The sequence below is a fragment of the Enterobacter sp. ZOR0014 genome (genome assembly GCF_000798855.1).
In the GTDB taxonomy this organism is placed as follows: domain Bacteria; phylum Pseudomonadota; class Gammaproteobacteria; order Enterobacterales; family Enterobacteriaceae; genus Enterobacter; species Enterobacter kobei.
Window position 1 is genome coordinate 1 of the sequence record NZ_JTLF01000257.1, and the last position, 10109, is coordinate 10109.

Below are 10109 nucleotides of genomic sequence, written 5' to 3' on the forward strand. Positions count from 1 at the left end.
ACATCAGGTTATCGATACCGTTCATGTTCTGTTCGATAACCTGGGTCACGGTATCCTGTACCGTCTGGGCATCTGCGCCGGGGTAGGTTGCGGAAATCGCAACGGCTGGCGGGGCAATCGTTGGATACTGGGCAACGGGCAGTTTGAGAATAGCCAGCCCGCCTGCAATCATCAAAATGATGGCAAGTACCCAGGCGAAAACCGGCCGCTGAATAAAGAAATTAGCCATGTCGTCGTTCCTTAACTGGCGGGCGCTGTGGTGGTATCTGGGGTGGCGACGACGGTGGCACCTGGTCTGGCTTTTTGTAATCCGCTGACAATCACGCGGTCACCGTTTTTCAGCCCTTCCGTCACCAGCCAGCGATCGCCAATGGCCTGAGGCGCAACGACGGTGCGTGGCTCAACCTGGTTTTTATCGTTAACCACCATGACGGTTGCATCACCTCGCGGCGTACGGGTCAGGCCCTGTTGGGGAATCAGAATTGCATTCGGCTGTGTGCCTTCATCAATGCGGGCGCGAACGAACATCCCGGGTAACAGAAGGTGTTGAGGGTTAGGGAAAATGGCGCGCAAGGTAATCGAGCCGGTGCTTTCATCCACCGTGACGTCTGAGAACTGCAACGTTCCTTTCAGCGGATAAGGCTGACCATTTTCCATCAGCAGTTCAACGCTGCTGGCCGTGTCGCCTTTTTGCAGGCTTGTCTGTTTCAGGCGCATAAATTCATTGCTGGACTGGGTGACGTCGACGTAAATCGGATCAAGCTGCTGGACTGTTGCCAGTGCAGAGGCCTGCCCGTTCGTGACGAGAGCACCTTCTGTCACGCTGGATTTGCCGATGCGCCCATCGACGGGAGACGTCACTTTGGTATAGGCAAGGTTAATACGTGCACTTTCGACGCCGGCTTTGGCGGCGATAACACTGGCATCGGCCTGTTGGGCTGTTGCCACCGCCTGGTCATACTCCTGCTTGCTGACATACTGGGTGCCTACCAGCGGGAGATAACGTTTCACTGTCAGATGCGCAATATTGGCCGCCGCCTGGGCCTTCGCCAGCTCACCTTTCGCGCTGTCGTAAGCCGCCTGATAGGTCGCAGGATCAATCTGGTAAAGCGAATCTCCTGCTTTTACATCGCTACCTTCCGTGAAGTTACGACGCAGGATGATACCGCTAACCTGCGGACGAACCTCCGCCACGCGGAATGCATCCGTTCTGCCCGGGAGTTCAGTGGTGACCGCCAGCGGCGCGCTTTTCACGATATGCACACTGACCTGAGGTGCCTGGGGATGTTGTTGTTGGTTTTCCTGGCCATCGCATCCAGAGAGCAGTACAGCGCAGACAATGAAACCGGATAAGGGCAAACGTCTGAAATGATTCGTCATTACTGTTCCTTTAAATACCCATTAACCGAGATTTGCCGTAGAACGGTCGTTGGGGCAGAGGGATAAAAAATAAAATGTAGCTGCGTATAATAATGAGGATATTTAATGTTTTTTAATTTATAAGTGCGAATGACGAGGCTTGAAGGGAAAATCAGAATGGGGCCCGGAGAAGCTATGAATAAACTCCCCGCCTGGCTAACCAGAGAAAGAGGGTTTAATGCCTTAAAGTATTCACGCCATGAATTAAATATTGATTATACATTTGTATTAATTATGAATTAAGGGAATTGACTTTTTTTGTGCAAAATGAAAACGGGTTTTAGGGAATAATTTCAGCCATCCGAACCCGAGGTTACGTATAAACCCAGTGAATAACGAGTAGCTGCCTATGGCGCGTAAAAAGAAAGAAGAGGCTCAACAGACCCGGCAGCAGTTGATTGAGGCGGCTATCGAGCAGTTTGCGACGCGTGGCGTGGCCAGCACGACGCTGACGGATATCGCGGATGCCGCAAAGGTTACGCGCGGTGCCATCTACTGGCACTTTACCAGTAAAGCAGAGATATTTAATGCGATCTGGGAACAGCAATTACCGCTGCGTGACATTATTCGCGACAGGCTTTCTCTTTCCGAAAATGATGACCCGTTGTTAATGCTCCGTGAGCAATTTATTACTGCGCTACAGTATATCGCGCATGAACCCCGGCAATGCGCGCTTTTACAAATTCTGTATCATAAATGTGAGTTTCATAGCGAGATGATTTCAGAAGATGAAATCCGTAAACGCATTGGCTTTAATTATGATTCTTTACGCATTACGCTGGAGAAATGTATTTCTCAGGGAATCGTTGCGGCGCAGATGAATGTTGAACTGACCATGATTGTATTGCATGGCTTTTTTAGCGGAATCATTAAAAACTGGTTAATGAATACCGACAGTTTTAATCTCTATCAACAGGCACCCGCGCTGGTCGACAGTATTCTGGCGACACTCCCTGTCTTGCGCGTGTCGCCGCAGGATGACTACAGCTCAGCGCCAGGCAACATTTCACCTCGCGCACAAAGCGCCTCTATGGTCTGCGCGCTGGCTGGTTTGCCTAACAGATAACCCTGAAGGGTGTTACAACCCAGCTCTGTTAAAAAGGTTTGCTGGGCTTCGGTTTCCACACCTTCAGCCACGACTTTCAGGTTAAGTGTTTTTGCGAGAGCCACAATCGCCGAGACAATGGTGGCATCCTCGCTTTCCCCGCTTAACTCTTTTACAAATGCTCTGTCGATCTTCAGTTCACAGGCCGGTAAGCGCTTGAGATACAGCAGGCTTGAATACCCGGTTCCAAAGTCATCAATGGACGCTTTCACGCCTGCATTCGTCAATTCTGTCAGCACCCGTACGCTCTCATCCGGGTTGCTCATTGCCGTCGTTTCCGTAACTTCCAGGATCAGCATTTCCGGCGGTACCTGATGGCACTCCAGGCAGTCGAGAACCGTTTTAACCAGTGATGGTTGTTCAAACTGCAATGTCGACAGGTTTACAGCCATTGACCAGTCTTGATGTCCCTGAAGATGCCATTCTCTCAGCTGGCGGCAGGCTTCATTGATCACCCAGTTACCAATAGGGATGATAAGCCCCGTCTTTTCCGCCAGTGGCAGGAAAAGATCCGGCGTCAGTAGTCCCTGCTTAGGATGTTGCCAGCGCAACAGTGCCTCAAACCCGAGGAGAGGTCCTGCGGGCGCGTGAAATTTTGGCTGATACAACAGGCGCAGCTCATTGCGTTCGATGGCCATCCACAGATCGTTCATTAACTGAAGATGGGTCTGCGCCAGGGTGTTCATGGAAGGCTGGAAAAAGTGATAACCGTTTCGGCCCATATGCTTGGTGTGGTACATCGCCGCGTCGGCGTTAAACATCAACTCGCGTTCGGTTTTGCCGTCGTGAGGATAAAAAGCGATACCAATGCTGAGGGTCACCATCAGTTCATACGGGTCGAGGTTGAACGGGCTATCGATCGCGCGTACCAGCGAATTTGCCAGCGAGGCCGCATCGTCCGGGCCTTCGCCCTCAGCCAGCAGAACAAACTCATCACCGCCGATACGTGCAAGAGTGAACTGGCCCTTCAGAAGCAGCAGCAGACGCTGCGTAACGGCGACCAGCAGTTTGTCACCGACATCATGACCATAGGCGTCATTGATGGCTTTAAAGCCGTCGAGATCCATAAACATCAGCGCAAAATGGGTTCCTTCACGATCGGCTTTACTGATCGCCTGATCGAGTCGGTCTTCCAGCAGGATGCGGTTGGGCAGACGCGTTAGCGTATCCTGCAGCGCCAGTTGAGCAAGTTCCCGGTTCGCTTCTGCAAGCGATGAGGCCAGAAGGGCAGTACGTGCCTGAAGACGGGCATCCAGCATCGACACCAGCAGGGTGATCCCAAGAATAGAGAGCGCGACGACGCTGACCAACATGGCGAGCCAGCTGCTGTTAATACCAACATGGTGCGTCATCGTCGACATTGGAAACTGCGCGGCTCTCATCCCGGCGTAGTGCATACCGGCAATGGCAATGCCCATTGTGATGGCGGCACCCAGACGCATCAGCACGACCTGAGCCGCTTCGTGACGCAGGCGGAAGGTCAGCCACAATGCAGCAAGCGAAGCGGCAAGGGCAATGACGACTGAAATGGCCACCCACAACGTGTCCCAGACGATACCGGGTCTCACTTCCAGCGCGGCCATACCGGTGTAATGCATGGCGATAATACCGCTTCCCATCACCAGCGCGCCGGGTAGCAGACGGCGCAAGCGCAGTTGTTCACAGCTGACGAGCCAGAGTGCAAACAGTGAAGAACCCACGGCAATGACCATGGATAAAATGGTCAGGCTGACGTTGTAACTCATGCTCATGGAGAGGTCCATCGCCAGCATGCCGATAAAGTGCATAGCCCACACGCCAATGCCCATCGCAATACCGCCGCCAGCCAACCAGACGCGGGCGGCGACGCCCTGACTTCCGGCGACGCGTGCCGCCATATTCAGTGCGGTATACGACGCGAGGATGGCCACAACGAAGGAGAGAACTACAAGGATAAGGTTGTATTGGCTAACCAGCATGGTCGGTTCTACTCGTGTCTGACGTTAAGCAGGAGAGGTTGAGAAGGGCGAGACATTATCACCGTAAGGTAACGGCTCAAAGGGTTTTAAATCCCCGTTTTTAGTGGGTAATTCGGGGGCAGTGACGTCAGGGCGTTAATCGAGTTCTGAGCAGTTCACTAATTTGAGCGGGTTCACGGAGTTCATATTGCGGCACTTTTCGGTTTCAGTGCTCATCAGTTCAATCCACTGCATCAAAAGGGCATCAAAGAGGAAAACGGAGATTGCAAAGACAACCAGCCACCAGTATTTACGAATCATTGTGTCAGTCCGCGAGAAGAGAACCACTGAAGTGGTGGAAATATACACGAAAAGTTGCGGTTTAAAAGCGGGATACGCGAGGGTTTACAAAGCGTTGACGATAACATTAACAGGCAATAAAAAAGGCGCATCCCCATGCCGAGTAGCGCCTTTTTAAACAAGCATTTCGCTAATCGAAATTAGTTCATGCCGTATTTTTTCAGTTTCTTACGCAGAGTACCACGGTTGATACCCATCATCAGCGCAGCGCGGGTCTGGTTACCGCGGGTGTATTGCATCACCATGTCCAACAGTGGCTGTTCAACTTCAGCCAGTACCAGCTCATACAGGTCATTAACATCCTGACCATTCAGTTGAGCAAAATAGTTCTTCAGTGCCTGTTTAACCGAGTCACGCAGGGGCTTTTGAGTTACCTGGTCCTGAGAGTTAACGGTAGAAACGGTCAGTACGTCAGAATTTACGCGTTGTTCGAACATAGTTCTGTCAGCTCTTTATTTCATTACGCAAGATTTTCGAAGTATGCCTCCAACGCCTCCAGCTGTTCGCTGGCATCCTCTATGGCGTTGAATGTGCGCCGAAACTGGTCATCTGGAGCGTGCTCCTGGAGATACCAGGAGACGTGTTTACGCGCAATTCGGTACCCTTTTGCCTGACCGTAATGGTCATGCAGTTCCCGAACATGCGAACAAAGCAAGCGCTTAACCTCTGCCAGAGGCAGTGGGGCAAGCAGCTCCCCAGTGTCCAGATAATGCTGGATTTCCCGGAAGATCCAGGGTCTTCCCTGAGCTGCACGTCCTATCATCAGAGCATCAGCTCCCGTATAGTCGAGCACAGCCCTGGCTTTAAGCGGGTCAGTTATGTCGCCATTCGCGATAATCGGAATGGAAACCTTCTGCTTAACTGCCCGAATGCTGTCGTATTCAGCTTCACCATTGAACAAACAGGCGCGAGTGCGTCCATGAATGGTCAGGGCCTGAATGCCACAGTCTTCGGCCAGTTGGGCAATCTCTACACAGTTACGGTGTTCCGGCGACCAACCCGTGCGAATCTTCAACGTAACAGGAACGTCCACCGCGCTGACAACCGCCGTCAGGATAGACTTCACCTGATCGGGGTATTGCAGAAGGGCTGAACCTGCAAGCTTGCGATTCACTTTCTTGGCCGGGCAACCCATATTGATATCAATAATCTGGGCGCCACTTTCCACGTTAATGCGCGCGGCATCTGCCATCTCTTCAGGCACGCTTCCGGCGATTTGCACGGTGCGGATACCTGGCTCATCAATGTGCACCATCCGAAGGCGGGATTTATCGCTTTCCCAGACCTGCGGGTTAGACGACATCATCTCGGATACGGTTAAACCGGCTCCCATCTCATAGCACAGCGTCCTGAACGGCCGGTCGGTAATACCTGCCATTGGGGCTGCGATCAGGCGATTTCTAAGCTGGTGGTGTCCGATGCGCATGAGTTAAGAAATGACCATACTGTGACTGCAAGGCGGCGTATATTACGCATTTTTTGCACGAGATGAAAGGCCAAACTTTGAACAATCCACTGTTGTAGATCAAGGAATCGCCGCTCAATCATTCCGTTAAAAATTATTCATCATTTAAATCATTGGGTTATAATTAAATGATTGTTTTATGAGCGCTTGCAATTTCCCGTAACTTCTCATCATTTCTCATTAAACGCGACAGTTGAGCGGGATAATCTGCTGTTTTTCGCAGCAGATTTCCTCACTTCTTTGCGATCTCTGTCGCATTTTAGAACATGATCTCAGGGCAAAAAATGCAGATTATTCGACCACAAGACGGCCATGCAGGGCCTGTACCGGGCGGTTGTTATCGTGATGCATTGTATGGGTGAATTTCTCCAGCTGCTCAGCTGAGAGCGTGAGAGGGTGCTTAAGCACAATCCAGGTGACGCCTTCTGAACAAGGTGGGGTGGTCAGTGAACCGCTGAAGCGCCAGTAAGTTTTGTTGACCGGGAGCAGCTTGTTCAGGTTGAGATCCTGCTTAATGGAGATGTTCTGTTCAGCCTGTTGGGGCATCACGCTCCACAGCTTATCAAGCTCCGGGTTCGCGGCGCCTTTATCAAACATGACGGCCACTACGGTCAGCTCACCTGCGCTATTTTTATGCACCAGATGCATTTCCATTGCGTATTTTTTGCCATGCACGGTGTTCTCGCTCGGCGCGTGGAAATGGAACTGCTGCAGAGTCCAGGCTTGATTATCCAGGGTTATCGTGTCGCGGGTATCCGCTTTCTCACTGGCCTGAATGGTATGGCCATTGTTCGTCAACGTCATGGGGCCATCAATGTAGTGCGTTTTAAGCGGAGAGAAATGGGCGTTTGCGGTCGATTCAATGTTAATCGGAGACTGATTCATCCCGTTTTGACAGGTCTTGTAGGCCTCGTCCAGTTCACCCCAGTGTTCCGGAGAACCTTCCCCTTCGTAGCTCCAGTGTGAAGCGAAAGCTGATGTCGAGATCATACTCAGCGCAATCAGCGCTGCCTTGCCAGTAATGTGTTTCATAATATTCTTCCGGTGAATTGTTGTAATTCAAATCATTATGATTTGTGTGGTTATTTTACCGGAGAAATGCGCTGGGAGAGAGGACTATCAGTGGAGGAGAGGCGTGGTCAGATGACCACGCCAAATGCTTATTTTTTACGACCGGTGATCCTGCACCACTCTTCTTTCTCTACCACCGGGTCAAGGGCGAAGAGATCCGCGTAGGCTTCATACACGCTGTCGGCCTGGCTTGCCAGGATACCTGAAAGCCCCAGCAGACCGCCCTCAACGGGCAGTACGCTGATTAACGGCGCCAGTTCACGTAACGGGCCTGCCAGGATGTTGGCGACCACCACGTCGGCTTTCATGGCCGCTGGCTGCGCATCCGGCAAATACAGCTCCAGACGATCGGAGACGCCGTTACGCTCGGCGTTATCGCGGCTGGCCTGAATTGCCTGCGGATCGATGTCGATCCCAATCGCTTTTGCCGCACCCAGTTTCAGCGCCGCGATAGCGAGGATCCCGGAGCCGCAGCCGAAGTCGATCACGGTTTTTCCTGCCAGATCCAGACCGTCCAGCCACTGCAGGCACAGGGAGGTGGTCGGGTGGGTGCCGGTACCAAATGCCAGGCCCGGGTCGAGCATCACGTTGACGGCGTTTTGATCTGGCACTTCGCGCCAGCTTGGGCAGATCCACAGACGCTTGCCAAATTGCATCGGGTGGAAGTTATCCATCCACTCCCGTTCCCAGTCTTTATCTTCCAGCTGTTCGATTTTGTGCACGAAACCTGGACCTAACAGTGGATGGTTTTCCAGAATCGCGACGACCTCTTTCATGTCGGTCTCGGCATCGAAAAGTCCAATGACGTCGGTATCACCCCACAGGCGCGTTTCGCCCGGCAGCGGCTCGAAGACCGGCGTGTCATGCGTGTCCTGGAAGGTGATGGAGACCGAGCCGGCCTCCATCAGCGCATCGCTCAGTTCCTCGGCGTTCGCGCCGGTTGTGTTCAGTTTTAATTGGATCCACGGCATGGCAAAACTCTTTATTTATCAGTAGAAATCATAGCGGACTGTGGGACGGGCTGACCGAAACGGTTCCCCACCACAAACGCCAGTAAACTTAGCAGTAACGAAGGCACAATAGGATGGAAGCCCAGGTACTGAATCTTAAACGTTGCGAGTACGGCATAAAGCACACCGCCAACAATCATCGCGCCCAGCGCGCCTGCAGCATTGGCTCGTTCCCAGTAGAGACCCAACACCAGCGGCCAGAGGAAAACGGCTTCAAGGCCGCCGAACGCCAGCAGGTTCAGCCAGATGATCATCTCCGGCGGGCGCCATGCGGCTAACAGCAGCAATGCCCCTAACACCAGCGTAATAATGGCTGACATACGCTTCAGGCGACGTTCATTTTCTACCTGCTCAGGACGCAGGTTGAGATAGAGATCTTTAATGATCGTCGCGGAGCTTTGCAGTAGCTGGGCGTTGATAGTGGACATAATAGCGGCCATTGGCGCAGCAAGGAAAATCCCGGCGGCAAATGGCGGCAGCACTTTAACCATCAGTGTCGGGATCACCAGATCCGGCACGGTAAGGTCAGGGATGACTGCACGTCCTAATGCACCCGCCAGATGCATGCCGAACATCAGGATCGCGACGACAATCGTCCCGATAATAATGCCTTTGTGAACGGCTTTGCTGTCTTTATAGGAGATACAGCGCACGGCGGTATGGGGCAGACCAATCACCCCAAAGCAGACTAACACCCAGAACGACGTCATAAATGCCGGAGAAAGAATATCATCCGCGCCTTGCGGCGAGACCAGTTTCGGATCAATAGCTTCCAGGGTTTCCACCGCATGCGTAAGTCCACCCGCAGCATGAACGATGCCCACCAGCAGAACGATCGTGCCAATCAGCATGACCATTCCCTGCAGCGTATCGTTCAGCACGCTGGCGCGGAATCCGCCAAACGCAGTATACAGCGCAATGCTTACCCCGAAGATAATCAACCCTGTCTCGTAGGGGATCCCGGCTGCCGTTTCCAGCAGACGAGCTCCACCGATAAACTGCACCGTCATCGCACCAATAAAGGCGACCAGCAGGCTCAGGCTTGCCAGCCATACCAGCAAGCGACTCTGGTAGCGTGCAAACAGCATATCGTTGAGCGTCACGGCGTTATAGCGCCGGGCCAGAATGGCAAACTTTTTACCCAGAATACCCAGAGAAAGCCAGACGGCAGGTAGCTGGATCATGGCCAGCAGTACCCAGCCTAACCCGTACTTATACGCGGCACCGGGACCGCCGATAAATGAACTGGCGCTGATGTAGGTGGCCGTCAGCGTCATGGCCAGCACGACGCCACCCATCGAACGGCTACCGAGGAAATACTCATTCAGAAAGGCGCCGGTCGCCCTTTTCCGCATGGCATAAATGGACAAGCCAAATACGACCAGCAGGTATGCGACAAGCGGCAGAATGACTTCAAGCTGCATCATCGTCCTCCAGCGGAATATCCCGGTAGATAAATTTAACCATCGCCCAGCACAGCAGGATAAATACCAGCGGTACCAGCAGGCACGCCATTTCAAACCAGTGAGGCAGGCCGGTAATACCGATGTCTGAATTAGGTAAGTAAGCGGTTACCAACCATGCGGCAAGATAGAGAAGGGTCAGCCACAGCGCCCAGCGCGCTTCTTTATGGGCCTGAACAAAACGAGCGTCCATCCACTCTCCTGGATAATTCATAGTGAGAGGCGGATTGTACGCATTGCAGGGGGGATACCAAATCATTTTCTGCTGCGCCAGAAACT

Annotated in this window: 11 protein-coding genes; 1 reads left to right on the plus strand and 10 read right to left on the minus strand. The window is 52.7% G+C overall.

Going from position 1 to position 10109, the window contains the following annotated elements; all coding sequences use genetic code 11:
- Together L977_RS13530 and L977_RS13535 are read right to left on the minus strand one after the other, a co-directional pair.
- A partial coding sequence (locus L977_RS13530; protein ID WP_047625983.1) for an efflux RND transporter permease subunit occupies positions 1 to 229 on the minus strand: 229 nt, incomplete at its 3' end.
- Positions 230 to 240: 11 nt separating this feature from the next.
- Positions 241 to 1380, minus strand: coding sequence for an efflux RND transporter periplasmic adaptor subunit (locus tag L977_RS13535; protein ID WP_014885449.1), 1140 nt, complete (start codon positions 1378 to 1380; stop codon positions 241 to 243).
- A 388-nt stretch (positions 1381 to 1768) separates the two neighbouring features.
- On the opposite strand from L977_RS13535, the gene envR reads away from it, so the two are divergent.
- Positions 1769 to 2485 carry an acrEF/envCD operon transcriptional regulator gene (gene envR / locus L977_RS13540; RefSeq protein WP_047344604.1) on the plus strand — a complete coding sequence of 239 codons (717 nt, stop codon included), beginning with the start codon at positions 1769 to 1771 and terminating at the stop codon, positions 2483 to 2485.
- Here the strand turns inward: envR and L977_RS13545 are convergent.
- The 8 genes from L977_RS13545 to L977_RS13580 form a co-directional block, all read right to left on the minus strand.
- Entirely contained in the window at positions 2401 to 4482 is a 2082-nt protein-coding gene (locus tag L977_RS13545) for a putative bifunctional diguanylate cyclase/phosphodiesterase (protein WP_047344603.1), read from the minus strand. The genes envR and L977_RS13545 overlap by 85 nt on opposite strands.
- Before the next feature lie 135 nt (positions 4483 to 4617).
- Positions 4618 to 4782 carry a DUF2556 family protein gene (locus L977_RS13550; RefSeq protein WP_047344602.1) on the minus strand — a complete coding sequence of 55 codons (165 nt, stop codon included), beginning with the start codon at positions 4780 to 4782 and terminating at the stop codon, positions 4618 to 4620.
- A gap of 179 nt (positions 4783 to 4961) precedes the next feature.
- Complete coding sequence (gene fis, locus L977_RS13555; RefSeq protein ID WP_000462905.1) at positions 4962 to 5258, minus strand: DNA-binding transcriptional regulator Fis; 297 nt, start codon at positions 5256 to 5258, stop codon at positions 4962 to 4964.
- 23 nt (positions 5259 to 5281) lie between these two features.
- The gene (dusB, locus tag L977_RS13560; protein ID WP_014885445.1) at positions 5282 to 6247 is read right to left on the minus strand and encodes a tRNA dihydrouridine synthase DusB; all 966 of its coding nucleotides are present in this window, start codon (positions 6245 to 6247) and stop codon (positions 5282 to 5284) included.
- Positions 6248 to 6577: 330 nt separating this feature from the next.
- Positions 6578 to 7318, minus strand: coding sequence for a carbonic anhydrase (locus L977_RS13565; RefSeq protein WP_047625984.1), 741 nt, complete (start codon positions 7316 to 7318; stop codon positions 6578 to 6580).
- A gap of 128 nt (positions 7319 to 7446) precedes the next feature.
- Positions 7447 to 8328 (minus strand): 50S ribosomal protein L11 methyltransferase, encoded by an 882-nt coding sequence (gene prmA, locus L977_RS13570; protein WP_047625985.1) that lies wholly within the window; start codon positions 8326 to 8328, stop codon positions 7447 to 7449.
- 11 nt (positions 8329 to 8339) lie between these two features.
- Positions 8340 to 9791: a sodium/pantothenate symporter gene (panF, locus tag L977_RS13575; protein ID WP_014885442.1), complete on the minus strand. Its 1452-nt coding sequence runs from the start codon at positions 9789 to 9791 to the stop codon at positions 8340 to 8342.
- The gene (locus tag L977_RS13580) at positions 9781 to 10023 is read right to left on the minus strand and encodes a YhdT family protein (RefSeq protein WP_014885441.1); all 243 of its coding nucleotides are present in this window, start codon (positions 10021 to 10023) and stop codon (positions 9781 to 9783) included. The genes panF and L977_RS13580 overlap by 11 nt, the downstream gene beginning before the upstream one ends.
- Positions 10024 to 10109: the final 86 nt, after the last annotated feature.

Excerpts from the sequence above, each read along its gene's own strand:
- L977_RS13535 (WP_014885449.1), bottom strand. The coding sequence starts at position 1,380 with ATGACGAATCATTTCAGACGTTTGCCCTTATCCGGTTTCATTGTCTGC.
- envR (WP_047344604.1), top strand. The coding sequence starts at position 1,769 with ATGGCGCGTAAAAAGAAAGAAGAGGCTCAACAGACCCGGCAGCAGTTG.
- L977_RS13545 (WP_047344603.1), bottom strand. The coding sequence starts at position 4,482 with ATGCTGGTTAGCCAATACAACCTTATCCTTGTAGTTCTCTCCTTCGTT.
- L977_RS13550 (WP_047344602.1), bottom strand. The coding sequence starts at position 4,782 with ATGATTCGTAAATACTGGTGGCTGGTTGTCTTTGCAATCTCCGTTTTC.
- fis (WP_000462905.1), bottom strand. The coding sequence starts at position 5,258 with ATGTTCGAACAACGCGTAAATTCTGACGTACTGACCGTTTCTACCGTT.
- dusB (WP_014885445.1), bottom strand. The coding sequence starts at position 6,247 with ATGCGCATCGGACACCACCAGCTTAGAAATCGCCTGATCGCAGCCCCA.
- L977_RS13565 (WP_047625984.1), bottom strand. The coding sequence starts at position 7,318 with ATGAAACACATTACTGGCAAGGCAGCGCTGATTGCGCTGAGTATGATC.
- prmA (WP_047625985.1), bottom strand. The coding sequence starts at position 8,328 with ATGCCGTGGATCCAATTAAAACTGAACACAACCGGCGCGAACGCCGAG.
- panF (WP_014885442.1), bottom strand. The coding sequence starts at position 9,791 with ATGCAGCTTGAAGTCATTCTGCCGCTTGTCGCATACCTGCTGGTCGTA.
- L977_RS13580 (WP_014885441.1), bottom strand. The coding sequence starts at position 10,023 with ATGGACGCTCGTTTTGTTCAGGCCCATAAAGAAGCGCGCTGGGCGCTG.